This window comes from Moraxella sp. CTOTU47724 (assembly GCF_032014955.1).
In the GTDB taxonomy this organism is placed as follows: Bacteria; Pseudomonadota; Gammaproteobacteria; order Pseudomonadales; family Moraxellaceae; genus Faucicola; species Faucicola tetraodonis.
In genome coordinates this window covers 26,793-51,745 of record NZ_DALZSV010000014.1, presented here as the reverse complement: position 1 = coordinate 51,745, position 24,953 = coordinate 26,793, and the positions used below count along the sequence as shown (strand labels likewise).

Annotated in this window: 20 protein-coding genes; 9 read left to right on the top strand and 11 right to left on the bottom strand. The window is 45.3% G+C overall.

All coding sequences use genetic code 11. From position 1 onward, the window contains the following. Nucleotides 1-107: 107 nt before the first annotated feature. Genes topA through RTR63_RS04860 form a run of 3 tightly spaced genes read right to left on the bottom strand, consistent with a single transcriptional unit; the run spans nucleotide 108 to nucleotide 4,131 of the window. Nucleotides 108-2,843, bottom strand: a complete 2,736-nt coding sequence (gene topA / locus RTR63_RS04870; RefSeq protein ID WP_312522974.1) for a type I DNA topoisomerase — start codon at nucleotides 2,841-2,843, stop codon at nucleotides 108-110. A gap of 47 nt (nucleotides 2,844-2,890) precedes the next feature. Continuing rightward, a complete protein-coding gene (locus RTR63_RS04865; RefSeq protein ID WP_095355881.1) occupies nucleotides 2,891-3,391 on the bottom strand; it encodes a hypothetical protein in 501 nt (166 codons plus the stop codon). Between the two features lie 8 nt (nucleotides 3,392-3,399). Then, entirely contained in the window at nucleotides 3,400-4,131 is a 732-nt protein-coding gene (locus RTR63_RS04860; RefSeq protein ID WP_312522972.1) for a ParA family protein, read from the bottom strand. Between the two features lie 241 nt (nucleotides 4,132-4,372). Here RTR63_RS04860 and RTR63_RS04855 point away from each other — a divergent pair, with 241 nt between their 5' ends. Further along, complete coding sequence (locus tag RTR63_RS04855; RefSeq protein ID WP_312522969.1) at nucleotides 4,373-5,032, top strand: DUF2799 domain-containing protein; 660 nt, start codon at nucleotides 4,373-4,375, stop codon at nucleotides 5,030-5,032. Nucleotides 5,033-5,292: 260 nt separating this feature from the next. Here RTR63_RS04855 and ttcA read toward each other — a convergent pair whose 3' ends face one another. After that, entirely contained in the window at nucleotides 5,293-6,498 is a 1,206-nt protein-coding gene (gene ttcA, locus RTR63_RS04850; RefSeq protein ID WP_312522967.1) for a tRNA 2-thiocytidine(32) synthetase TtcA, read from the bottom strand. Nucleotides 6,499-6,749: 251 nt separating this feature from the next. Further along, nucleotides 6,750-7,976: an AI-2E family transporter gene (locus RTR63_RS04845; protein WP_312522966.1), complete on the bottom strand. Its 1,227-nt coding sequence runs from the start codon at nucleotides 7,974-7,976 to the stop codon at nucleotides 6,750-6,752. Nucleotides 7,977-8,291: 315 nt separating this feature from the next. Here RTR63_RS04845 and purM point away from each other — a divergent pair, with 315 nt between their 5' ends. Both purM and purN read left to right on the top strand, forming a co-directional pair. Beyond that, nucleotides 8,292-9,338, top strand: a complete 1,047-nt coding sequence (gene purM, locus RTR63_RS04840; protein ID WP_312522964.1) for a phosphoribosylformylglycinamidine cyclo-ligase — start codon at nucleotides 8,292-8,294, stop codon at nucleotides 9,336-9,338. 159 nt (nucleotides 9,339-9,497) lie between these two features. Continuing rightward, nucleotides 9,498-10,190 (top strand): phosphoribosylglycinamide formyltransferase, encoded by a 693-nt coding sequence (purN, locus tag RTR63_RS04835; RefSeq protein ID WP_312522962.1) that lies wholly within the window; start codon nucleotides 9,498-9,500, stop codon nucleotides 10,188-10,190. 69 nt (nucleotides 10,191-10,259) lie between these two features. Here the strand turns inward: purN and ubiA are convergent, their stop codons facing one another. The 3 genes from ubiA to RTR63_RS04820 form a co-directional block, all read right to left on the bottom strand. Beyond that, nucleotides 10,260-11,171, bottom strand: coding sequence for a 4-hydroxybenzoate octaprenyltransferase (gene ubiA, locus RTR63_RS04830; protein ID WP_312522960.1), 912 nt, complete (start codon nucleotides 11,169-11,171; stop codon nucleotides 10,260-10,262). A gap of 92 nt (nucleotides 11,172-11,263) precedes the next feature. Then, entirely contained in the window at nucleotides 11,264-12,082 is an 819-nt protein-coding gene (locus RTR63_RS04825) for a methyltransferase domain-containing protein (protein ID WP_312522958.1), read from the bottom strand. A 16-nt stretch (nucleotides 12,083-12,098) separates the two neighbouring features. Next, on the bottom strand, nucleotides 12,099-12,914 hold the full coding sequence (locus RTR63_RS04820) for an oxygen-binding di-iron domain-containing protein (RefSeq protein ID WP_312522956.1): 816 nt from the start codon (nucleotides 12,912-12,914) through the stop codon (nucleotides 12,099-12,101). Nucleotides 12,915-13,259: 345 nt separating this feature from the next. Between RTR63_RS04820 and tsaB the strand changes: the two genes are divergently transcribed. From tsaB to RTR63_RS04805, 3 genes are all read left to right on the top strand, one after another. Continuing rightward, entirely contained in the window at nucleotides 13,260-13,931 is a 672-nt protein-coding gene (gene tsaB, locus RTR63_RS04815; RefSeq protein WP_312522954.1) for a tRNA (adenosine(37)-N6)-threonylcarbamoyltransferase complex dimerization subunit type 1 TsaB, read from the top strand. 113 nt (nucleotides 13,932-14,044) lie between these two features. Next, nucleotides 14,045-14,881: an undecaprenyl-diphosphate phosphatase gene (locus RTR63_RS04810; protein ID WP_050324700.1), complete on the top strand. Its 837-nt coding sequence runs from the start codon at nucleotides 14,045-14,047 to the stop codon at nucleotides 14,879-14,881. A 6-nt stretch (nucleotides 14,882-14,887) separates the two neighbouring features. Next, the gene (locus tag RTR63_RS04805; RefSeq protein ID WP_312522952.1) at nucleotides 14,888-15,688 is read left to right on the top strand and encodes a class I SAM-dependent methyltransferase; all 801 of its coding nucleotides are present in this window, start codon (nucleotides 14,888-14,890) and stop codon (nucleotides 15,686-15,688) included. Nucleotides 15,689-15,742: 54 nt separating this feature from the next. On the opposite strand, the gene RTR63_RS04800 is transcribed toward RTR63_RS04805, so the two are convergent. Continuing rightward, nucleotides 15,743-16,171: a hypothetical protein gene (locus tag RTR63_RS04800; RefSeq protein ID WP_096489283.1), complete on the bottom strand. Its 429-nt coding sequence runs from the start codon at nucleotides 16,169-16,171 to the stop codon at nucleotides 15,743-15,745. Between the two features lie 115 nt (nucleotides 16,172-16,286). Further along, nucleotides 16,287-19,097, bottom strand: a complete 2,811-nt coding sequence (gene secA, locus RTR63_RS04795) for a preprotein translocase subunit SecA (protein ID WP_312522949.1) — start codon at nucleotides 19,095-19,097, stop codon at nucleotides 16,287-16,289. Between the two features lie 278 nt (nucleotides 19,098-19,375). Here secA and RTR63_RS04790 point away from each other — a divergent pair, with 278 nt between their 5' ends. The 3 genes from RTR63_RS04790 (at nucleotide 19,376) to fdxA (ending at nucleotide 23,853) form a co-directional block, all read left to right on the top strand. Next, nucleotides 19,376-20,386 (top strand): adenosine deaminase, encoded by a 1,011-nt coding sequence (locus RTR63_RS04790; protein ID WP_409418196.1) that lies wholly within the window; start codon nucleotides 19,376-19,378, stop codon nucleotides 20,384-20,386. Between the two features lie 155 nt (nucleotides 20,387-20,541). After that, nucleotides 20,542-23,457, top strand: coding sequence for a DNA mismatch repair protein MutS (mutS, locus tag RTR63_RS04785; RefSeq protein ID WP_312522947.1), 2,916 nt, complete (start codon nucleotides 20,542-20,544; stop codon nucleotides 23,455-23,457). Nucleotides 23,458-23,529: 72 nt separating this feature from the next. After that, a complete protein-coding gene (gene fdxA, locus RTR63_RS04780) occupies nucleotides 23,530-23,853 on the top strand; it encodes a ferredoxin FdxA (protein ID WP_007115596.1) in 324 nt (107 codons plus the stop codon). Between the two features lie 249 nt (nucleotides 23,854-24,102). Here fdxA and RTR63_RS04775 read toward each other — a convergent pair whose 3' ends face one another. Further along, nucleotides 24,103-24,936, bottom strand: a complete 834-nt coding sequence (locus RTR63_RS04775; protein ID WP_007115595.1) for an inositol monophosphatase family protein — start codon at nucleotides 24,934-24,936, stop codon at nucleotides 24,103-24,105. Nucleotides 24,937-24,953 lie beyond the last annotated feature (17 nt).

Sequence of the window (24,953 nt, the reverse complement as noted above, 5' to 3'; positions counted from 1 at the left end):
GATGATTGTTAGCTTTGTAATTGAAGATGACAGCACTGATTTAAAATAAAGATTTTATTTATCCATAAAAAACCCTAGCATAGGCTAGGGTTTTTTGTTGGTTGCCATTATTCTTCCACCCACTGTCCTTTTCGATAAACCAAGGCAAATTTAGTCGCTTTGCCGTCTTTTTCTGAGCCGATATATTGCTCTGCATTTTTACGACTCCAACGCAAAATTGTTGGATTGCCCTCATTGTCGGTATCTGGCGCGGTAAATAAATACTGGAATTTATCTTCCAACTGATCTTGTATCGCGCGTAACTCTGACAGTTTTGGTGGGCGCGTCTCGCGCACTTTAGGAAATTTTGACGCTGCCAAGAATAACCCTGCTGCCCCTTCACGCAAAATATAATGGTCATCAAATTTTTGTGACTTGAGTTCTGGCATAGGGATTGCGGTCATGCGTGGCGGCGCTGCATCGCCATTTTTGAGCACTTTACGGGTGTTATCGCACTGCTGACAGGCAAAATAGGCACCAAAACGCCCAGTTTTAAGCACCATTTGCCCATCGCATTTATCACAAGGTATGGTAGGCACATCGTCATTGCCTGCGGTTTCAAAGACGCCTTTTTCTAATAGATAGCCATCACAGTCAGGATTGTTACCACAGACATGGAGTTTTAACCCGCCATCGACGATATACCCATCCATCGCGGTATGGCATTTCGGGCAGCGTTTTTTCTCAAGTAGCGCTTGTATCTCGTCGTTGTTGTCCGCGTCGTCCTCACCGAGATTTTGGCTCTCTTTACTGGTTTGGCTATGAAAGGCTTCCACAGGCATCAAATTTTTGGTGCCTTTACAACGCTCTTTGGGGGGTAAATTATAGCCGGTACAACCCAAAAACACCCCTGTAGAGCCTGTACGGATCTGCATTGGGCGCTGACATAAGTCACAATGAATATCTGGGACATCGGTTGGGTCATTAGGCTTCATGCCGTCTTCGTCTTTGGCACGCTCTAACTTGCCTTTAAAATCGCCATAAAAATCATCCAGCACTTTTTTCCAGTTTTGCTGACCTTCAGCGACTTCATCTAGGTTTTCTTCAAGCCCAGCGGTAAAAGTATAGTCCATCAAATGCGGAAAGCTGTTAACCAATCTGTCAGTGACAATATCACCCATTTTTTCGGCGAATAAACGTTTGTTTTCTACCTTGACATAACCACGTTCTTGAATGGTTGAGATGATAGCGGCATACGTGGACGGACGACCAATCCCACGTTTTTCCAGTTCTTTGACTAGGCTTGCTTCAGTATAGCGTGCCGGTGGCTTGGTAAAATGTTGGGTAGGCTCGATACTATCGACCACCAATTTTTCCCCAATTTTTACATCAGGTAATAGATTGTCTTCATTTTTGGCCGGGGGCTGTACTTTGGTGTACCCATCAAAGGTCATCACCCGACCTTTGGCTCTAAGCTCAACCTCACCAGCATTGACAATCAACGTCATGGATTGGTACTGCGCAGGTGGCATCTGACACGCCACAAACTGGCGCCAAATCAGCTCATATAAGCGCTGGGCATCGCGCTCCATGTCTTTTAGCGAGGCAGATTGCACCAAGACATCTGATGGTCGAATCGCTTCGTGCGCTTCTTGGGCGTTTTGCTTGTTGCCATACACATTGGGCGATGTTGGGACATATTTTGCGCCGTATTGCTTGTCAATAAAACCGCGCACACTGGTGAGTGCATCCGCTGACAAAAAAGTACTGTCAGTACGCATATAGGTAATGTGACCTGCTTCATACAGGCGCTGAGCCAGCATCATGGTTTTTTTAACCGGAAAACCAAGGCGAGTACTTGCGGCTTGTTGCAAAGTTGAGGTGATAAAGGGTGCAGCAGGTTTTGACTGGGTAGGTTTTTCTTCCCGATCCGCCACGATAAAATCTGACTGTTCAAGCAGCGCAACAACGGCATTGGTCTGTGCTTCGTTTTTTAGTTCAAGGGGTTTGCCCGATTTTTTTACAGCTTCTAGGCGAATGGTCTCTTGTTTGGCTTGCTGACTGTGGGTATTGCTGTGAATTTCCCAATATTCCACTGGAGTAAAAGCGCGAATTTCACGTTCACGCTCCACTACTAGACGCGTGGCGACAGATTGTACTCGCCCTGCCGACAGTCCGCGCGCTACTTTTTGCCATAGCAATGGCGATACCATGAAACCTACGACACGGTCTAAAAATCGTCTAGCTTGCTGCGCGTTGACACGGTCATAGTTTAGCTTGGTCGGGCTTTTAAAGGCATTTTGAATCGCGTTTTTGGTGATTTCGTTAAATACCACACGGCTGTATTTGTCATCACTGCCACCGATGACTTCTTTAAGATGCCAGGCAATCGCTTCCCCTTCTCTATCCAAGTCGGTTGCAAGATAAATTTCTTTGGCGTCTTTGGCAAGGGATTTTAATTCTTTAATCACTTTAACTTTGCTGGGTAGAATTTCATAATGTGCCACCCAGTCGTGCTCGGGGTCAATGCCCATGCGCCGTACCAAGGCTTGCTGCGCTTTTTGCTCTTTGGTAAGCTTGGTATCCGACTTATCGTCGGTTTTTGCTGCGCCAGAACCCGACACAGGTAAATCACGCACGTGCCCTACACTAGAGCGGACGATAAAATCATTTCCCAGATACTTATTGATGGTTTTGGCTTTGGCAGGGGATTCCACAATCACCAAGGCTTTGCCTTGCCCCGACGTTTTAGGCGCTGTTTTTGATACTGCTGTTGATTTGGGCGCGGCGGCTTTGGTGTCTGCTTTTGTATCAGCCGTATCCGTGGTTTTGGTTGATTTTCTCGCTGTCGGTGTTTTACTCATGTTGGGTTCACAAAATCATTAAAAAGGGTAAGTTAAAATACGAAAAGTTAGTTATTCTGCACCAATTTGGCATAATCATGCAATTTACTTTTTAACATGATTAGGTCTTTTTCGGTGGTTTCAAGTTCTGATTTCATGCCCAGTTGGCTATTTTCTTGCCAATAAATACACACAAAATTGGCTTTACAGCTTAAACCTTTAACGGTTGTTGCGATGGATGCCGGTAAATCCACCTCCCGATTATCGAGCGCAAAATTAGCGGGATAATGCCCGGTAAAGGGTCGCCATTTGCCCTCAATCACCTGATAATCACAGGGGCGCATCTTCGCGTCCTCAATCACCACGCCGTACTGCGCCATCATGCCTTTACCGCGTTCGCCTGTATCGCCGATAATCCAATCGGGGCATGCGACCAGTTTTGGCTGCACGCCTACGCGTCTGGCTGCCATGCGTAGATTATCACGCATGGTCTCGCGAGCAGAGGGTTTTAACCCCATGATACTACCGACAATAAACACCCCGATGGCGATGGCTATCCATATTCCCATTGATTATATTACTCGTACCAGCTACTATTTTTGGATTTTTTAGATGACGTTTTTGCTTCAGTTTTGGTGTCAGCTTTATCAGTCGGCTGCGGCTCGGAAGCTAGCATATCCATAATTGGCTGCCACTGGGTTTGAATGTCGCGATACGGTTTTTGGCTTTTATCAAAAATCGTCAAGCCACGCTCTGCCAACGCTTGATAAATACTACGCTCAGATAGCCAAGCCAGGGGCTGCTGCCCAATATCAGCAAAATACGCCATCAGTTTTTCGGTCGGCTCATTGTCCTGCATCAATTGACTACGCACGCGATTGGCAACCAGATAAATATCGACTTTGCCTTTGCGGATACGTTTGATGTCTTCTAGGCTTTTTAAAAAGCGTTTGGTACTGTCAATATCAAAAAAAGCGGGTAAAACAGGAATTAAAATCGCCTTGCATTCGGCAATCAGCTGCTCGGCTTTAGTGCCTGATAACGCACCTGGGGCATCAATAATCAGCCAGTCATTTTTACCCAGGGTTTTTGGGATATCACCTATATCATTGCTATCGCGCCAGTCAATACCGATAACGGCAGGTACGTCCGCTGGGCGCATTTTTAGCCACTGTAGGCTTGATTTTTGGGGGTCTGCATCTGCCAATGCCACTGTTTTGCCTTGGTTTGCCAATGCCGCCGCTAGACTTACCGCAATGGAGGTTTTACCACATCCCCCTTTTTGATTGGCGATTAAAATTTTTTGCATGACCCTCACCCTGTTGATAAAAAATTAATGCAATATCACCACATTAACTCAAAAATTTGACCCTGTTAATTTGACGCTATTCATTTGGTTGTATTAAGTAGCCTAACAAAATTTTAACCATTGATAAATGCTTTTATATAAATAATCTGCTAAATTAAAAAATATCAATTCATTAACGGTTTGATCGGTTTAGCCAGTTTTTGACTGGCTAATAGCGACCGTAAACCTCAAAGGTACCACCATGACGATGCTTTCATTCATAGAGACCTATCACCCAGCAACCACCTCAAAAAAAATGCTTGGACTGTTTGCTGTCACTACCTCGATGACAGGTTGTGCTACCTTGGGCGGCGGATTAACACCCACTCAGTGCCAACAAAGCAATTGGCAAACCATTGGTTATCAAGATGGTTTACTGGGTCGCAGTCAAGATTATATTCAAAAGCATATCAAGCAATGCGCTAAAGCCAATGCTGTACCCAACCAGCAACAGTGGCGACAAGGTCGTGAAGAAGGATTAAAACGTTATTGCACACCGCTACGCGCTTACCAGTTGGGACGTGAGGGCTATGACTACAATGATGTATGCCCACAATCGATGACGCTTGATTTGTTAAAAGCGCATGACGAAGGTTATCTCAACTACCAACGTGAGCAAAGGCTAAATCAACTGTGGTACAACACCGACCCATTTTGGGGCTCACCCTTCTACGGTAGTCGTTTTGGTGGTTGGGGCGGTTTAGATAGAGGGTCACGTCCGTATTATCCGCGGAGTGTACCTAACATCCGTTACCCAAAATACAGCGATACCAATCAGCCTAAATCAAGCCAACCTGTAGCGCCTCGCCCTATTACCCCTAGCAATGATGCAACCATAGGTTCAAAAAATAATCGCAGCTAAGATAAAAACAACGCGACGAACTTATCGTGAAATTTTGTTTTGAAATCTCGTTGCGCAATCTCATTGAACGATGGAACCCGCTGCTTGGAACCCAATGCGTGACGACGATAATTTACAGGTTAGAACTAAAAAAGAAGTTCGGGTGTATTTAACCGAACTTTTTTATTAAACCAGTAGCTTATTAAATCAACCGCTTATCACCTCAATAGCTTAACCCATTACAGTAGTCAAAATAGCCGTGTGCTTGATCCGCTTGGTTATCAAACCAAAGGATTGATTGTCGGTATTTTTTGGCTTTCAGCGTTTTGGCTGGCGTTGGATCTTTGAGACGCTTTGTTTTTCTGAGATTTGGTGGGGTCAAAGCTTTGTACAGCGGGTGCGGTTGGTACCCCTTTTTGCTGAAGCTGCTCGTCAATCTGCCCCGCTTGGATGTTTTCCCCTTCAAATACACGGATATGCTCATCACGCTTTAACTGCAAATTTTCAAAGTCAAACAACTCACGGTCAGCGAGCTGTGACGGTGCGACATTTTGCATCGCGCCGAATATCGAATCCAAGCGATTCGGGTATTGTTGATCCCATGTACGCAGCATGTCATTAATCATCGCCCGTTGTAGGTTTTCTTGACTGCCGCACAGGTTACAAGGAATAATCGGAAACTGCTTATAATTGGCATATTTGATAATGTCTTTTTCTTCCACATACGCAAGCGGACGAATCAAAATATTTTGCCCATCATCCGATAACAGTTTTGGTGGCATCGCTTTGAGACTACCGCCGTGAAATAAATTTAAGAAAAACGTCGCCATGATATCATCACGGTGATGACCCAGTGCCACTTTGGTTGCACCGATTTGTTTGGCAAATCCATATAACGAACCACGGCGCAGACGTGAACAGGCAGAACAGTAAGTTTTACCTTCTGGTACGATTTGCTTGACCACGCTATAGGTATCTTTTTCTAAAATATAATACGGAATGCCATGCTTGGTCAGATAATTGGGCAAAATATCTTCAGGGTAATCAGGTTGTTTTTGGTCAAGATTGACGGCAATCACATCAAACTGAATCGGTGCTATTTTCTTTAAGAACAATAAAATATCCAGTAAGGTAAAACTGTCTTTACCGCCTGAAATACACACCATGACCACATCACCGTCTTCAATCATGTTGTAGTCACGAATCGCCCAAGAGACCAGCTTACGTAATTTTTTTTGTAGCTTACGAAAACGCGCGGATTTGATGTCATCGCGTTGACTGTCCCCTTTGGCATCGCCCAATGTTTGCTGCGCGTCATTTTTTAAAGCATCATTGTTTGACGCATCATCATCCCAATCATTATCATCAAGCCCATCTATGTCACTATCTGAGTCTACGTCACTCTCTAATAGTTGGGCTGATAATTGGGGATTTAATTCAACGGCAGACATGGTTGCCGCTGGGTTTACAGAATTGTTTGATTGCATAAAATACCTAACTGATGATAAACCAATAAATAAAAATATGAGGACGCTTCAGCTATCAACGACGCGTAATTGATTGGGATAATTGCAAATAAAAAAGCATTTAGCGTAAGGCGGACTAAAATACCACCCACAATAAATGCTTGATTGAGCGTATCTATAGCCGCCTATCGGATAGGAAATGCTTATCAGATAGGCGGCTATTATACGGCAAAATTACGCGCTTGTAGTCACTTGAATGACAGCTTGCTGTTTTAGAACATATTTTTTATCCGCGTCATCCAACTGGTATTTTCTTTTTTTACTTGCTCCTCGATTTGTTTTTGTTGCTGCTCAAGCTTGATATCCATCAGATTTTTTTCTTTAAATAGACTATATTGGGCATCGCCTTTGTAAAACTCAGTTTCACGGTAACTGTCATACGCATGTTGGAATAGCACATTGAGTACAGCGGCGAGCGGCAAAGCAATCAGCATACCTGCAATGCCTGCCAGTGCCGCCCCGGCAAGTACCGCAAACATCACCCATAATGGTGATAAACCAATTTTATCCCCCAACAATAACGGCTGCAAAACATAACCTTCCACCGCCTGCCCTACCATGAAGGCACCGACAATTAGCACTAAATGTACCCAGTCGACGCCAAATTGAAACAGCCCTGCAATAATCGCCGCAATAAAGCCAAGGGTAAAGCCAAGATACGGCACAAAACTTGCGATACCCGCTATCATACCGATGATAAGACCGACTTTAAGTCCAATGAGTTGCAATTGTACCGCATACACCATACCCAGCAGCACCATCACCAGTAACTGACCTTTGATAAATGACATCAACGCTTCATCACTTTCTTTGGCGATACGATAGACCGATGGAATATAACGGTTGGGAATCATATGACGCATTTTTACCAAGCGCTCATCCCAATTATATAAAAAATAAAACATCAAAATCGGCACCAGTACCACAATGCCCGCCACGTTGATTATATTCATGCCTGATAACATTAAATTGGTAAAAAATGAGCGTGCATCGGTGATATTGTAGTTTTCTTTGAGAAAATCGACCAAGCCTTTGGACATATCACGTACTTGCATGGCAGGTAAACGTATGGGTGTGTGAGAACGCACCCAGCCTCGAAGCGTATTGTTATAATAGTCAATTGCCGTCGGTACATACTTCCATGCCGATTGTAACTGCTCCCACACCAGTGGAATGAGCCACCAAAGTATCAATCCAATCATCAGCGCAGTGGACAAATATACCAGCAAAATCGCCACCCAGCGGCGAATGTGTGCCTTGTCCTGTAATTTTTGCACCAACGGATTAATCGCATACGATAAAATAAATGCTACCAAAAATGGCAAAATTACCGATTGTAATTGATAAATGATATAGCCTATTGCAACCAAAAATAGCGATATAAATACCCGTTTGAAAAACACATCTTTCGTAAATCGATAAGGGAATGGGTTGTACATAGGTTCCTCAAAAAAGCCAAATACGCCAAAAATATAAGGGTAATGTCAAATAAAAGACGGTCACTGCCATCGTTGTATTTTCGACTAATTTTAGGTAATTTGACAAAAATAGATAGCGCAAACTGCACAACTCATACAAATATTCAAAGCTATGTTATAAAGCCCTATCACATTTGTGAGGCTAGAAGGCGTCATCAACGATAAACAGCCTAATGCTAGCCAGGTAGGAAAGCGATGGATTATTTTTCTTTTTGATGGGAATTTGGGTATAATGCGCGTATTACTTTTCCCAATGATTCTGGCGATAGGAAGACCATGACTACACAACCCACTTCGTTAAGTTATAAAGATGCTGGCGTCGATATCGATGCTGGCGAAGCGTTAGTTCAGCGCATTAAATCAGTTGCCAAAGCAACTAGCCGCTCTGAAGTAGTCGGTGGTTTGGGTGGATTTGGCGCCTTGTGCCGTATTCCACAAGGCTATAAATCCCCTTTATTGGTCTCAGGGACTGATGGTGTCGGTACCAAACTCAAACTGGCTTTACAACTTCAGCAGCACGACACCATTGGTCAAGACTTGGTCGCGATGTGTGTCAATGACCTGCTAGTCTGTGGCGCCGAGCCGTTATTTTTCTTGGATTATTATGCCACAGGAAAACTGGACGTCGATACCGCAGCAACGGTTATCAGTGGTATCGGTGACGGCTGTAAATTGGCAAATTGTGCGCTCATCGGTGGCGAGACGGCTGAAATGCCGGGTATGTATCAAGATGACGACTATGATTTGGCAGGTTTTTGTGTGGGCGTCGTCGAAGAGTCGGAAGTTATCACGGGTAAAAACGTTGCCAACAGTGATGTGTTAATCGGTATCGCCTCTAGCGGCGTGCATTCAAATGGTTATTCATTGGTGCGTAAAGTCATTGAAGTCAGCGGTGCCGATGTTGCCACTGAACAATTAGACGGCAAAGCATTAAAAGACGTGTTGATGGCACCGACAAAAATCTATGTCAAAGCCATTGGACAACTGCAAAAAACCTTGGGCAACGCAAGCTTGCATGCGATGGCACATATCACCGGCGGCGGCTTGACGGAGAACCTACCACGCGTATTGCCCGACCATTTGGCGGCGCAAATTGATGTGAAATCTTGGACATTCCCGCCTGTATTTGCTTGGTTGCAAGAAAAAGGCAATATTGCGCAAATGGAAATGTACCGCACTTTTAACTGCGGTGTGGGTTTTGTCGTCGTGGTACCGGCAGATAAAGCAGACCAAGCCATTGAATTACTCAATGAACAAGGCGAAACCGCATGGAAATTGGGTGAAATCGTTGAAAGAAAGGGCGATGCGGTAACCTATCGCTAATTTTATCAGCGACTCAATCGGTTACTTTACTATTGGGCTATTTTACCCTTAAGCTAATTTACCCTTTAGTTAATTTACCATTGAGCTAGTTTAAAAGGTGCGTTTTTACGCACCTTAGTTTTTCCAACCTATTGCTTTGCTATCCTTATGAATTTGAACATGACAAACCCTACCCCGTTAAAAATTGCCGTCCTCGTCTCTGGTAGTGGCAGTAACCTGCAAGTATTAATTGATAAGCAGCTACAGCAACTATTGAACATTCAAATCGTGGGCGTGATTAGTAATAAAGCCGATGCCTATGCGCTTGAGCGCATCCGCCTTGCCAATGAGCAACAAGTCAATATTGCAACCGCGGTGATTGAGCGTGACGATAATGGCAAAAAATATACCCGTGTCGGTTTTGAACAACAGGCACTGCAAGAATTACGCGCTTGGCAACCTGATTTGGTGGTATTGGCAGGATTTATGCGGATTTTAACGCCACTGTTTATTGATGGTGTCACCAGCAGCACGGGATTAAACGTGCCGATGATAAATCTGCACCCGTCACTGCTACCCAATTATAAAGGCTTGGACACCCATACCCGCGTGTTACAATCTGGCGAGCGCTATCATGGTTGCAGCGTGCATCTGGTAACGAGCGAACTCGATGCAGGGGAAGTCATCGCACAAGCGGTGACCTGCGTCAACGCGGCTGAAAATGCTAGCCAATTACAGCAGCGCGTCCATGCGATGGAACACCAACTGCTGCCTATGGTGGTGGGGTTATTTGCTGAGCGGATTGTTTGGCTTAACAATAACCAACTCACCAACCGCCTTGGACTCAATTTGCCTATCAAGTTATGGTTATAGTTAAATTATGGCTATTATCAAAAAAAACGCCTACAATCAAATTTAGGCGTTTTTTATGTTTATCACAGTTTATCCTCGAAGTGCCGATACACTCAGTATCACGATTAGCAAAAATACATAGCGCCCTACCCACACGTTGTCTAAAAATGCGTTAAAGCAAAGCTTACGATCGTAGGTCAGACATTGTTTATTTTGTCGGTAAAACATGGCAACGATAGGTAGCAGCGCCAATACTGAAAGCGCGCCAAAATAATGCCAAAACACGCCCGCCAAACTGAGCAAAAATACCCCTTGAAGTAGGCTAATTATCAACACATCGTGTTTACCAAATAAAATCGCGGTGGATTTGACCCCAATTTTTAAATCATCCTCACGATCTGCCATCGCATATTGGGTATCATATGCCACCGTCCAGCACATATAGCCGAAAAACAGCAGCCAGCACCAAATATCAACCTCGGTCTGCCCTGTTAATACTTGCGATACCGCAACATACGCCATCGGAATCGCCCAACCAAAAGCCGCTGCCAAGAATACTTGCGGCAAATGGGTAAAGCGTTTCATAAACGGATAGATAAACGCCAGCGCCACCGCACCAAATGACCAAATAAAAACCTGCACGGGCAAAAATATTAATAACGCTGCACTCACCCAAGATAAAATTAAAAACGTCCAAACCGCTTCTTTACCCGTCAAGCGACCATCCGCCAGCGGTCTACCTTTGGTTCGCGACACATGCCCATCGACTTTTCTATCAGCAAAGTCATTGATGGCACAGCCTGCCGCTCGCATCAACACCGCACCCACCGCAAAGATTGCCACCACATGCCAAGGGGGGAATTGCTCAAACCCTTTTGCCGCCAAAAAAACCGCCCATAAAGTCGACCAAAACACCAGCTCAATGCCCACAGGCTTATCAAAGCGGGTCAGGTGAATATAGGCTTGTAGCTTATCTTTAAAAGACAGAGTGTGTGTAGTCATAGAATTGTTAATTAAACTAATCAAAAAGGGGGATAAAGTTGATGCTAGTGTAACGCTAAACGTTAGCCAAATCGTCGATAAATTTGTTACCCTTACAGCTGTAAGCCAATCATCAGCAGTTGGTAATCCAGCCCAATCGGCGATTGGTCTTGCAAATAGCGTCTAAATGTCGCCGTATCGATGCTGTCTTTGCCAGAGACGGCGCCGCCCATTTGCTTGAGATTTTTTAACAGACTTTTTAAATTGTCATAAGAAAAGGCAAACGATTGCTCGGTGTGATATATTAGCGTGCCTTGACGCTGTTGCTGCAAGGTCTCTATCGCCGCTAGCCAAGCGTGACTGGGTAAAAAATCAAAAACAGGTAACTTGGGAAAGCGCTGACTGACTTCATGAAAAGAACCTGCCACCGGAATCGCCAAATGCAGCTGACCTTTGGTTTTGACGATGCGCCCAAGCTCTGCGATAACGCTTGGCGATGTCCAATGAAGGGCAAAACTACTCATCACCAAATCGGCTGATTGATTCGCCAATGCCATATCTGCCATATTGGCGCAAAGCGCTTGGCTGTGCAGCGTCATTGGAGAAGTTGGTGAGGATGAGGTAGATGACAGCGGCATCGACAAAAGATGCGCGACTCGCTGTTGCCAAATTGCAAGCATACTGGCAGCAGTATCGACGCCATATAACTGAGCGGAAGCTAACGCTGCATTTTGTAAAAACTTTGACATCACCGCCTGCGTCAATTTTCCTGTGCCACAGCCCACATCAACCACGCACATATCGGTTACGCCGGTATGGTAACGCACAATGAGCTGCGCCAAATGCTCTGCCACCTGCGATTGAATCGGCGTGGCGGCATCGTATGAGTTGGCAAATTGTTCAAAAACAGGGGTGACAGTACAGGTCATCATCGACTAAAACAACAAATCAGTCAACTTTAACACTATTAATCAGCCCTGCATAGTCATAATCGTCTTGTGTGAGCAAATCAACCCCGCAAGGCAAATTGCCTATCCAATCCAAAAAGCGATTAATCATGGCTTTGCCAACAAAAGATTTGCCATGCTGCGGCACAATCATCTCGACATCTAACTGCCGAACCGCATCTGCCCAAAAACGGGTGACTTTATTACTGACCATGTAGCGCTGATGAAACCCTCGCATGGTCGGAATATGGGAATCAAAATCTTCCACTGGCACATTCGCATCACCGAGCAACGAAGCCCCCATATCGCCTGAAAATAAAATTTTGCTGATGGGGTCATAAAACTGAAAATTACCTTCTGAATGCAAAAAGTGCGCAGGCAAAGCAAATAACTGGCTTTTCCCCAAAGGCAACACCGCGCCTTCATCTGGTAGCGCAATCAAGCGCTTAAGATACCCTTCTTGCAGACGGTCAGTGGTAAACGCGGAGTTAAGATGCGGTAAAAAACGCTCCCACAATCTTGAGATGACGATATTGGCTTGGGTATGCAATAGCCAACGCGGCAATGACGCAATGATATCGGGGTCTTGGTGTGAGCCAATCACATAGCGGATATGCCTTATATCCGTATGTTTGAGCAGTGCTAGGGTTAGCGGCGTATAGGTCAAATCCCCACCTGGGTCAATAACCGCGCCGACAGTTTCTTCATCTGAGTGCAAAATTAAAAATTGATTGGACTGAATACCGTCACCTTTTACCAAATCACTAAACATAATGCACTGATGCTTGCCATTATCAAAAATTATTTTACCGCTCATAACCTATCTACCCATTTAACCGACAAATAAAACTTAGACCACTAATAAAACATGCTATAACATACGCTATAAAATTGTCCAGCAAAGTGACTTTGAATAACTCTGAGTGACTTTGCAAACCATTGTTAACCGTTCGTTATTTGCCTCAATAAACTGTCTTTAAACCCTTAGAAATAGTGAGGATTATAGCACTTTATTGACGGGGTTGAGGGCATTTTTACCTAAATCAATGTTAACTAAATTGTGCTCAAATTTGTTTTTAGTGGTATCATACCAAGCAATTTTTTAGGCAAAATTTGTGTGCTTTAAGCGCATGATTGCTACAAACGGTAAAGGCAATTTGTTATGATTTTGGCACTTGAAAGTGTGTTTGACCAATGCTCGGTGGCATTCATGGATTTAGCGGGTAATGTCGTCGCTGAACAGACCCTGACGGGAAATCGTCTGCAAACCCAGCAAATTTTGCCGATGATACACGCGCTGATGACAGCATCATCGATTGATTGGTCACAACTGACTGCGATTGCTTTTAATCGAGGACCCGGGGCTTTTAGTGGCATACGCATTAATACGGCGGTAGCGCAAGCCATCGCTTTTGCCCATGATGTGCCTTGTTTGCCTATATCAAGCCTGCAAGCTATCGCCCAAGCGGCATTTGAACGACACCAAAGCCCCCACGTATTGGCGCTGACAGATGCGCGCATGAACCAAGTGTACGCAGGTGAATACGCCGTGAGCGATGGTATCATGCAGCTTGTGGCAGGCGCTACTGAGCATTTGCTTGATTATGACAGTGTGATAGACAAAGACTTAGCCTTAGTAGGCAATGGCGCAACCTTGGTCAATGCGCAGCTAGGTCAAGCCATCTTTGCCGATATTCGCCCCTCAGCCGTTATCATTGCCAAACTTGGGCTAACCTTGTACCAGCAGCACCAATCCGTCCCTGCTGAGCTGGCACTGCCGGTTTATTTAAGAAATAATGCGTGGAAAACCCTAGCCGAACAACAAAAGGCTTAATTTATCGGCTGATTACTCATGTTGTGTTAAGTTTGACTCGCTACCCTTTACCTTGTTATAAGCGCAAAAATTGTTAGCTTTGACTGTTAATAACTAACATAGTTGGATACGTTATGGATCTTATTTTGATTTTTAAAGCCATCATCATGGGCATGGTTGAGGGCATTACCGAATTTTTACCGATTTCAAGTACCGGGCATTTAATTCTTGCCGACTCCCTGTTAAATTTTTGGACCAAAGATAAAGCCGACTTGTTTATCGTCGTCATTCAACTGGGAGCGATTTCAGCGGTAATTTATTTGTACTGGGGGCGGCTATGGCGCGCCTTGATGGGACTTATTACGGGTAAAGACCCTGAGCGTAACAACCCGCGTCAATTGGGTATCTCGCTGATTATTTCCACCATTCCGATTATGCTGATAGGTTTGCTGTTTGATAAAGCGTTAAAAGCGGCGTTATTTAACCCAACCGTAGTGGCGATCTCATTGATTGTCGGTGGTTTGATTATCTTTTGGGCGGAGCGCCAACAACACAAACATACGGTCAAATATGCCGAAGCAGAAGATATCGATATTAAAACGGCGATTATCATTGGTTTGATTCAATGTCTTGCCTTGATTCCTGGTACTTCTCGCTCAGGGTCTACCATTATCGGCTCGCTATTTTTGGGGGTATCACGTAAGGCGTCTGCGGAGTATTCTTTCTTTTTAGGGATTCCTGTATTGGTGGGTGCTGGGCTACTAGATCTGACCAAAAACCATCATATTTTAACCACCACTGAAGACTGGACCATCATGGCAGTGGGTGTGGTAGTCTCATTTATTTTTGCCATGATTTTCATCAAATGGTTGGTTAACTGGGTCAGTACCCGCGATTTTACGATTTTTGCTTGGTGGCGCATCGTGGTAGGCGTACTGGTACTCATCGCTGGTATGCTGGGCTATATTTAAATCCCTATGCTATCTCATCAATCAATCCAACTGTATTATGTTGACACTTTGCCAAGCGAGCAGCGTTTGGCAAATGTTGAAACGATACTCGCCCCTTTATCCGTCAATTTACAATTGCAAAAGATTACTAGCAAAGTAACTCAAAAATGGCTGAAATCAGTCGATGATAACAGTGTGCTGATTGATGAGGTAGGTGATGTTTTTGTCATCGCAGCGGGCATGAAAGTCAGCCCAAATTGGCAAAACCTACAACAGCGGGTGGTCAAAGCAGGCAAAAAAACTGAACTGCTACTCAAAGCCATGCAGCTACAAGCCAGCATGACTGTCATTGATGCAACCGCAGGGTTTGGGCATGATAGCTTAATCTTGGCAAGTACCGGTGCCAGTGTGACTTTGCTTGAACAGCAGCCACTCATGTTTTTGCTACTGCAACTAGAACAGCAAAAAATGGCGCAGCATCGCAACTGGCAAAAATTGATGAGTCGATTAACGATTTATCATGGCGATGCGATAGAATTGCTGGCTAAGTTGCCTAAAGTCGACCGTGTCTATCTAGACCCGATGTTTCCCGCTGATAGCTACAAATCAGCGGTTAATAAACATATGCAGATGTTGCATACTGTGACGACCCCACCGTCGATTGCGCAATCACAACAATTATTGTCAGCAGCGTTGGCGCAAATAACCCCACAGGGTGTGGTAGTAGTCAAAAGACCCAAATCAGCGCCTTTTCTTGCAGACCAATCGCCTAACCTAAGCCTATCAAATGAGATCGTGCGTTTTGATAATTATTTGAACAGCGTTTAAATGAAGTGTTAAAAAAAAGCTGATGGGTATCAGCTTTTTTTGTGGGTGTAGTTGTTATTGACCAACTTTTTGGTTACCGACGGCAGGCGCTGCATCATCGCTGGCTTTTGGTGCATTGGGCGAAGCAGGTGCATTATCAATCACGGTATCATTTTCCGTAATCTTATCCATGTCTGAATTATCCGCGCCGCCGTCATCTGCAGCGTCTGCCTCGGTGTTACTCGCTGGCATCGCATCAACAGGGGTCGCTGCTGTGCCACTGGCGCTGGTAGCGTCAGGACCGGCATCTACGGTGGCATTGGCTTCGGTCACAGCGGCGCTATTTTTTTCATCGGCAGGCGCAGCTGACATTGGTACGGCTTGTGATTCTGCCGCTGATGCTGCCGCGGCATTGTCTGTGCTGTCTGTCTTTTTATCACAAGCTGTCAACGTAAGCGCCGATACTAAACTCAGCATGGTGATTTTTGCTAGTGTGTTTTGCATGGGTAATCCTCTACTATCAATAAATCGCTCAACCCGACAACGTACTTGATAGTCTATATAGTAAAAATTGCTCAATCAACAAGGTTGCTAATTCAAAGATGATAATGATGTCACCTTAAATTTTACCATGGCATTGCTTGTATTTTAAACCAGAACCACATGGACAAGGGGCATTTCGGCTAATCGCTAAGTTGGCATATGGATTGTCACCATTTTCAGCCATCTCTGGACTCGCGGTTGCCGCTGCTGAGCCGCTTAGACCAAAGGAATACGTAGCTCGCGTGCGTTGCTGGCTATTACGCGCAATCATGTCTTCATCGTCACTCAGCTCACCGGTCACGCCATTCATTTCTTGGTGCTCAAAATGCAGACGCATCATCTCGGCTTGTTCACGTTGCTGACGCTCAAGCTCAGCGATTTCTTCTGGCGTTGGGATATGCACACGCGCTAAATCTTGCACGGTTTCAGACTTGATAGCACCGAGCATACTTTGGAACAATGAGAAAGATTCAGATTTATATTCTTGCTCAGGATTTTTTTGCGCATAGCCTCGCAGATGGATACCTTTACGCAGTTGATCCATTTGGTTGAGATGTTCTTTCCAATGCTTATCTAGACTAGATAGCATAAAGTGACGCTCAAGCTGGGCGGCATTTTCTTCACCCATTTGCTCACGGCGAGCGCGGTAGTTGAGTAACGCAGCCTCGATAATTTTTTGGCGTAAACCTTCTTCATCCAGACGACGATCGGCATCTAGCCAGTCATTGATTGGCATATAAATACGAAACTCATTTTCAAGCTCGTCTTCAAGCCCATCAATGTCCCATTGGTCATCAATCGAACCAGGTGGCACAAATTGGTCAATCAAGGCATTGTACACATCGTAGTGCATCGCTTCGATACCTGCTTGTAGATTACTTTCGGCGAGCAGTTCATCGCGCTGCTTATAGATAACCTTACGTTGTTCGTTGGCAACGTCATCGTATTTGAGTAGGCTCTTACGGGCATCAAAGTCGCGGTTTTCCACTTTGCTTTGGGCGTTTTCAATCGAGCGTGACACCATTTTGTGCTCAATGGCTTCGTCTTCTTTTAGCCCCATGGCGCGCATCATATTCACCACGCGATCGCCAGCGAAAATCCGCATCAAGTCATCTTCAAGCGACAAGAAAAAGCGTGACTCCCCCGGGTCACCTTGACGGCCCGCACGACCGCGCAATTGGTTATCGATGCGGCGCGATTCGTGACGCTCAGAACCGATGATATGTAAGCCACCCGCCTCTAGCACTTGTTGGTTTCGCACTTGCCATTCGGCATGGGCTTGTTGTTTCATTTCAGGGGTGACATTATCGATTTTGGCGAGCTCTGCTTGCCAGTTACCCCCCAAGATAATATCGGTACCGCGACCTGCCATGTTGGTGGCAATAGTGACCGCATTGGGGCTACCCGCTTGCGCGATAATATCGGCTTCACGCTCGTGCTGTTTGGCATTAAGGACGTTATGTTGAATGCCTTCTTGCGTCAGTAACTCTGAAAGCACTTCACTGGCTTCAATGGTTGCCGTCCCCACCAAAATCGGCGCCTGTTTCTCTTGAATGCGTTTGATTTCGCGGATGATGCCTTGATATTTGCCCATTTTACTTAGGAAAATTTGGTCATCAAGGTCGATACGCTGAATTGGTTTGTGGGTGGGGATAATCACCACATCTAAATCGTAAGTTTGTTTAAACTCCGCAGCTTCGGTATCGGCTGTACCCGTCATGCCTGAGAGTTTGTCATACAGACGGAAATAATTTTGGAAAGTAGTAGTTGCAAGGGTTTGGTTTTCGGCTTGGATTTCGACCTGTTCTTTGGCTTCAACCGCTTGGTGCAACCCTTCTGACCAGCGGCGACCGGGCATGGTACGCCCTGTGTTTTCATCGACAATGATGACTTCGCCTTCATGCACGATATAGTGAATGTTTTTAACAAATAAATGGTGCGCACGAATCGCAGCTTGAACGTGGGCTAGTAGTGGCAAGCGCGTTGGGCTATATAGGCTCTCGTTTTCGCTAAGCTCGCCTTTTTCTACCAAGAATTTTTCGATTTTCTCGTAGCCTTTTTCACTGATTTCGATTTGACGATTTTTTTCATCAATCCAAAAATCCTGCTCACGGTTTTCGCGGTTGCCTTCTTCGGTTTCTGAGCGTTTGAGGCGCGGGATGATGGTGTCAATCAGCCTGTACATGGCGGATGAGTCTTCGGCTTGACCCGAGATAATCAGCGGCGTACGCGCTTCATCAATCAAAATCGAGTCAATCTCATCGATGATACAATAGTTGAGTCCGCGCTGTTTTTTCTCATCTAGGCGAAATACCATATTGTCACGCAGGTAGTCAAAGCCGTATTCGTTGTTGGTACCGTAGGTAATATCTGCGGCATAGGCCTCAAATTTTTCCATCGGGTCTTGCTGTGAGTAAATCACGCCGACAGTCAAGCCCAAAAAGTCAAACAACGGGCGGTTTAATTCGGCATCGCGGCTTGCCAAGTAGTCATTGACGGTGACGACATGCACGCCTTTACCGCTAATCGCGTTGAGATATATCGCAAGCGTTGCCATCAAGGTTTTACCTTCACCCGTGCGCATCTCGGCGATTTTACCTTCGTGCAAGGTGATACCCCCGATGAGCTGTACATCGTAGTGACGCATGCCAAGCACACGGCTTGAGGCTTCACGACAGACCGCAAAAGCTTCAGGTAAAATGGCATCTAGGCTAGTACCCTGCTCAAACTGGGTTTTAAATTCCGCAGTTTTCTGTTTTAATGCTTCGTCAGAGAGGGGCTGGATTTTGGGTTCTAAGGCGTTGATTTTGTCGACCAACTTACGCATTCGCTTAAGCTCACGGTCGTTTTTGGTGCCGATAACCTTGCCTATCATTTTGCCTAACATACGAGGGTTTTCCTAAAGTGCTCAAATCAATAAGTGCAATGACTTTTAATACGATGACGGTTAATAAAGGTGTTCAAAATAAATTTTGCTATTATATATGGGTTTGCTTTTTTTAGATACAAGGTTATGACAGCCTGTAAGTTTGAACCGCTTGCCTCTATTACCTTTATCTTTATCAATCCATCCCCATAATTGAGCTTTATTTTCGAGTTTTTCATTGTTGAAATTTTCTTGAAAGATTTTAACGCCATCTTTGCCATTATGCTATCGAGTTTGCCATGACTGCCACATTGACGCCACAACAACTGATTCATCAATTACCCAAAGCCGAACTACACGTGCATATCGAAGGCACGTTTGAGCCGGAGCTGATGTTTGCCATCGCTAAACGCAACCAAATCGATATACCCTACCAAACCATTGAAGATGTCAAAAATGCCTACAATTTTCATAATTTACAATCGTTTTTGGATATCTACTATGCCGGCGCAAACGTTTTGGTCAAACAGCAGGATTTTTATGATTTAGCGTGGGCGTATTTTGAAAAATGCCAGGCTGATAATGTGGTGCATACGGAGATTTTCTTTGACCCACAGACCCATACAGAGCGGGGGGTGGATTTTGCTACCTGTTTTCAAGGGCTTTATCAAGCAAGCTTAGATGCCAAAGCAAAAATGGGCATCACCTCGCATTGGATCTTGTGTTTTTTGCGTCATTTGAGCGAAGACAGCGCGTTTGCCACCCTTCAGCAGGCGTTGCCATTTAAAGATAATATCATTGGCGTGGGGCTTGACTCTAGCGAAGTGGGCAATCCACCAGCCAAGTTTGAACGGGTATTTGCCAAAGCTCGAGCGCTTGGGTTTTTGACGGTTGCGCATGCGGGCGAAGAAGGCGATCCCGCGTATGTTTGGCAAGCGTTGGATTTGCTAAAGGTCAATCGTATCGATCACGGTGTGCGCTCGGCAGAAGATGATAAACTCATGCAATACTTGATAGCGGAGCAAATGCCGTTGACGGTGTGTCCGTTAAGTAATCTTAAACTAAAAGTGGTGCAAGACATGGGCGAACACAATATCAAAACCATGCTGCACCAAGGCGTGTGCGTGACAGTGAACTCAGATGACCCGGCGTATTTTGGTGGCTATATGAATGACAACTTTGTCGCTATTGAGCAGGCGCTAGCGCTATCAAATGACGATATTAAACAATTGGCGATTAACAGCTTTAACGCGTCTTTTATAGGGGATGCTGAAAAACAGCATTGGATCTCAAAAATCCAATCGCTTTAAGCTTTTAAATAAGCCGGTAAATAAACTGGTAAATAAGCTCGAAAAAATAGGCTGGAACTAACGTGCATTTGTGCATACCAGCCTTAACCCACCTCACACACCCAACATGGTGCGACAAACGCACCTGTTGCTTAACTTCATAACGTTTAACTATTATGCCCCAGACCATGCCTCACAATCTTGACCATCACACCCCCATGATGCAGCAATATCTCACGCTAAAAGCGGATTATCCCCATGCCTTGGTGCTGTACCGGATGGGTGATTTCTATGAGCTGTTTTTCGATGATGCCAAGCTTGCTGCCGATATTTTGGGCATCACCTTGACCCGACGTGGCAAAGATAAACAGGGCAATACCATCCCGATGGCAGGTGTGCCGTTTCATTCGGCAGACGGCTATATTGCTCGGCTGATTAATGCCGGGCAAACCGTGGTGGTATGTGAACAAGTTGAAGAAGAAAAGCCAGAAGACGGCTCTGAAGACAGCCTTGAAGAAAACACTGTAGCAACAGACACTGCAGCCAAAAGCATAGCAAAAAACACGGCAACAAAAACCAGCAAAACAAAAGCCAATGCCGCTAAGATTATGGAACGTAAAGTCGTCCGTACCTTAACCGCAGGAACGCTGACGGATGATAACCTCATCACCCAAGGGCAGACGCCAACGGTCGTCGCTATCAGCTTTGCCAAACAGCAAATGTCGGTGGGATTGGCACAGCTGGATTTGGCACAAGGACAAATCCGCGTCACTGAGCTTAACTGCGATAGCCATACTGCGCTACAAAGCGAGCTTGCTAACGCGCTCGCCCGCTTTGATCCCAGTGAAGTGCTGATAGATGAACAGCTGTCTGAGGCATGGCAACATTTTTTGCAGGATTGTCTGAGCGCAAATAGCCCAACAGCCACCCTACCGCCTATTTTGTCACAGCCGCACAGTTATTTTCTGCCCAATAACGCGCTTGAACATCTGACCCAGCATCTAAGTGTCACCACGCTGGCAGGGTTTGGCATTGAGCAAAAACCGCTTGCCATCTCATCGGCATCGGTTGTACTGCATTACGGCAAACAGACCCAGCAAGCTGATTTACGCCATATTCGTAGCCTGCAGCTTGAGCATAACGGCGATTTTTTGCAGCTTGATACCATCAGTCAGCAAAATTTGGAAATTTTTAAACCCGTGCTGGCATCGGGTATTTCGCTGTTATCGGTGATTGATCATTGCCAAACGCCGATGGGTAAACGCGCTTTAGTGCATCATTTGCACCGACCGCTACGCAATGTCACCCTGATTAACCGCAGACTTGATGCGGTTGAACAACTGATGACATTACCGATAGCAGCGTTTGAATTACTTAAACAAACCTTAAGCGAAATCAGCGATATCGAACGCATTGGGGGACGCATTGGCTTGGGTTCAGCAAAACCGACCGATTTGCTCAAATTGCGTCTGAGCTTGGCGCAAGCGTTAGCGTTGTCAAAGCAGTTGCAGCAACATTTTGATTTTACCAACATAACGACGCTAAGTGCTGAGACGCCTTTGCTTGCCATGCTTAGCAAACAGCTACCTGACTTAGCCTTAACTGATAGCTTTGCCAATATCCATGCCTTGCTAGACCAAGCGATTGTCGATGAGCCGCCCGCCCACATCCGTGATGGCGGCATGATAAAAAAGGGCTATGACCCACAGCTTGATGAATTACAAAATCTGCATGGCAATATCGAGCAAACATTGGAAGAATTGGCGGTGCAAGAGCGGCAAAAAAATAACTTGCCCATGCTCAAAGTGGGCTTTAATAAAGTGAGCGGATTTTATTTTGAACTTAGCGCCCTACAAGCCAAGAACGCGCCTGAATATTTTACTCGCCGTCAAACGCTCAAAAATGCTGAACGCTTTATCACGCCAGCACTCAAAACCATTGAAGAATCCTATTTATCAGCTCAAGGGCAAGCGTTGACCCTTGAAAAACGTATCTATGAAAATCTGCTCCATCAGCTCAAGTCGCAGCTTGGCGAGCTGCAGCGCCTTGCCAAAGCGATTGGGTATTTGGACGTACTTGCCAACTGGGTCAGTCTAACGCGTTTGCAGAATCGTTCTACTCATAGTAAAAACTGGTGCCGCCCGTTGTTTAATGCCAGTGATGATACTGTAAGCCTCAATATCCAAGGCGGACGCCATATCGTGGTTGAAGCAGGTCAACAGCGCCAAGCTCACCATCAGACGGCATCGCTTGACCCATTTGTCGCCAATGACTGTGTCATGGGAACAGCCACCCAACTTGAACGCTTGATGCTCATCACAGGCCCCAATATGGGCGGTAAGTCGACCTACATGCGTCAAACCGCGCTCATCGTGCTACTTGCTTGTTGTGGGGCGTATGTCCCTGCCCAGTCGGTGACGCTCGGTCGTATTGAGCGGATTTTCACCCGCATTGGCTCAGCGGATGACTTGGCAAGTGGTAAATCAACCTTTATGGTCGAGATGATCGAAACCGCCAATATCATGAACCAAGCCAATGCCAACTCGTTGGTACTCATGGATGAAGTCGGTCGTGGCACCAGCACCCAAGATGGTCTAGCGATTGCGCATGCGTGCGTGAATTATTTAGCAGAAAAAATCGGCTGTTTGACCCTATTTGCCACCCATTATTTTGAGCTCACTGAACTGGCTGAGCGCCACCCCAAAATGTTTAATCAACACCTTGTCACCCAAGAAATCAACGGGCAGTTACTACTACTGCATAAAATCGCACCGGGGGCGACGCATCGCAGTTTTGGACTCCATGTCGCCAAAATGGCAGGTTTGCCGCAAGACTTATTAGCCCAAGCGCAATATTATTTGGATAACCAAAGCGAACAAAAAATTTTGCCAAACCATCCTTTACCCTATCCACCAAAAGATGAGAAACAATTGGGTCTGGATTTGCAAAGTGCCGCGGCTGACTATCAAACATTGAAGGCTGATGAATATAAACTTACTCAACAACTAACAGCCATAAACCCTGACGAGCTGACGCCGAAACAGGCGTTAGAATTTATTTATTCATTAAAGGAATTGTTAAAAAAAGCGTAACGCGCTAAAATAATACGATTGTATTTTTTATGCTTTTAACATTTGTGCAACTAAAAAAAGGTAGCCACCGCCATGACTTTCGTCGTTACTGATAACTGTGTTCGTTGTAAATATACTGACTGCGTTGAAGTCTGTCCTGTGGACTGTTTCTATGAAGGTCCGAATTTTTTGGTCATCCATCCCGATGAATGTATTGACTGTGCGCTGTGTGAGCCAGAATGTCCTGCCAATGCGATTTTCTCAGAAGATGAAGTGCCAAAAGGTCAAGAAATATACATCGAACTTAACGCAGAACTCGCCGAAAAATGGCCAAACATCTCAGCCATGCACGACCCACTACCCGATGCCAAAGAATGGGATGGCGTACCCAACAAATTACAGTATATTGAAAGATAGCCTTTCTAACATACGCCAGTTAGGTGAATTTTAGCAAGATACTATAAATAAGATGCTATAAAACAGCATATAGAACGAGGACGGCAATCAGTGAATATTGATTGCCGTTTTTATATTGTCATCTCTTATTATGCCAACGTTGTTGTCTATCTGCTTAACTTACCCTCTTTAGCTTAGCCTATTTTTTTGCAAATTGATGATGAAAAAAAACGCGCCATTAGTTAGCGCGTTTTTAATGTCACAGTAACATCAGCCTTTTACGGCACTGCCCCAAACTGGCACCACGGTTTGCATCAATGGTTTTAATAGTTTGATATTTGCCGCAAAGATAGAACCTGTTTGCATCGCATTGTGTGCGCCTGTATGGTCAACCACAGTACCGCGCGCTTCCGTGACAATTAACTCACCGGCGCAGATATCCCAAGGTTTGATAGACATTTCAAAATAACCATCAAACCGTCCCGCTGCGACATATGCCAAATCTAACGCGGCTGAACCCACACGGCGCACTTGACCGCCTTGTTCGCAGATTTTTTGTAAGCTTTCAAAATGCTCTTTGGCATACGATACTTTACCTTCCGCGCGGTTACGCTCAAGCGGATGACCTGTGGTAAAAAAGCCGCCATCAATGGTTTTATGCTCACTGACGCTGATACGGCGTTGGTTGAGACGCGCGCCTTTACCACGACTGGCTGAAAACATCTCATCACGCACTGGGTCATAGATGATGCCATGCTCGGTGACGCCATTTTTTTGCACCCCGATTGAGACACAAAAATGCGGCAAACCATGAATAAAGTTGTGGGTACCATCTAATGGATCAATGACCCAGCACCAGTCTTTATCATTGCCCTTGCCTTCTTGTAGCCCAAATTCTTCACCCAAAAACGAGTGGGTTGGGTAGCTTTCTTTAAGCATCGCGATCAATAATTCTTCGCTATAACGGTCGATTTGGGTCACCAAACCATCTAAGCCTTTGCTTTCAATCGTGAACTCTAGCTTGTGGCGATTGTTGTGTGCATTTAAAATCTCTTGACCTACTTTTTGTGCAGCGCGGGCTGCCATGACGACCATCGGTTCCATAATTGACCTTTTGTTGA

Coding starts and splice junctions, on each gene's coding strand:
- purM (WP_312522964.1), top strand. CDS start 8,292: ATGACTACACAACCCACTTCGTTAAGTTATAAAGATGCTGGCGTCGAT.
- RTR63_RS04855 (WP_312522969.1), top strand. CDS start 4,373: ATGACGATGCTTTCATTCATAGAGACCTATCACCCAGCAACCACCTCA.
- fdxA (WP_007115596.1), top strand. CDS start 23,530: ATGACTTTCGTCGTTACTGATAACTGTGTTCGTTGTAAATATACTGAC.
- RTR63_RS04865 (WP_095355881.1), bottom strand. CDS start 3,391: ATGGGAATATGGATAGCCATCGCCATCGGGGTGTTTATTGTCGGTAGT.
- purN (WP_312522962.1), top strand. CDS start 9,498: ATGACAAACCCTACCCCGTTAAAAATTGCCGTCCTCGTCTCTGGTAGT.
- RTR63_RS04820 (WP_312522956.1), bottom strand. CDS start 12,914: ATGAGCGGTAAAATAATTTTTGATAATGGCAAGCATCAGTGCATTATG.
- RTR63_RS04775 (WP_007115595.1), bottom strand. CDS start 24,936: ATGGAACCGATGGTCGTCATGGCAGCCCGCGCTGCACAAAAAGTAGGT.
- RTR63_RS04810 (WP_050324700.1), top strand. CDS start 14,045: ATGGATCTTATTTTGATTTTTAAAGCCATCATCATGGGCATGGTTGAG.
- RTR63_RS04825 (WP_312522958.1), bottom strand. CDS start 12,082: ATGATGACCTGTACTGTCACCCCTGTTTTTGAACAATTTGCCAACTCA.
- RTR63_RS04805 (WP_312522952.1), top strand. CDS start 14,888: ATGCTATCTCATCAATCAATCCAACTGTATTATGTTGACACTTTGCCA.
- RTR63_RS04800 (WP_096489283.1), bottom strand. CDS start 16,171: ATGCAAAACACACTAGCAAAAATCACCATGCTGAGTTTAGTATCGGCG.
- mutS (WP_312522947.1), top strand. CDS start 20,542: ATGCCCCAGACCATGCCTCACAATCTTGACCATCACACCCCCATGATG.
- secA (WP_312522949.1), bottom strand. CDS start 19,097: ATGTTAGGCAAAATGATAGGCAAGGTTATCGGCACCAAAAACGACCGT.
- RTR63_RS04845 (WP_312522966.1), bottom strand. CDS start 7,976: ATGTACAACCCATTCCCTTATCGATTTACGAAAGATGTGTTTTTCAAA.
- ubiA (WP_312522960.1), bottom strand. CDS start 11,171: ATGACTACACACACTCTGTCTTTTAAAGATAAGCTACAAGCCTATATT.
- tsaB (WP_312522954.1), top strand. CDS start 13,260: ATGATTTTGGCACTTGAAAGTGTGTTTGACCAATGCTCGGTGGCATTC.
- RTR63_RS04860 (WP_312522972.1), bottom strand. CDS start 4,131: ATGCAAAAAATTTTAATCGCCAATCAAAAAGGGGGATGTGGTAAAACC.
- topA (WP_312522974.1), bottom strand. CDS start 2,843: ATGAGTAAAACACCGACAGCGAGAAAATCAACCAAAACCACGGATACG.
- ttcA (WP_312522967.1), bottom strand. CDS start 6,498: ATGCAATCAAACAATTCTGTAAACCCAGCGGCAACCATGTCTGCCGTT.
- RTR63_RS04790 (WP_409418196.1), top strand. CDS start 19,376: ATGACTGCCACATTGACGCCACAACAACTGATTCATCAATTACCCAAA.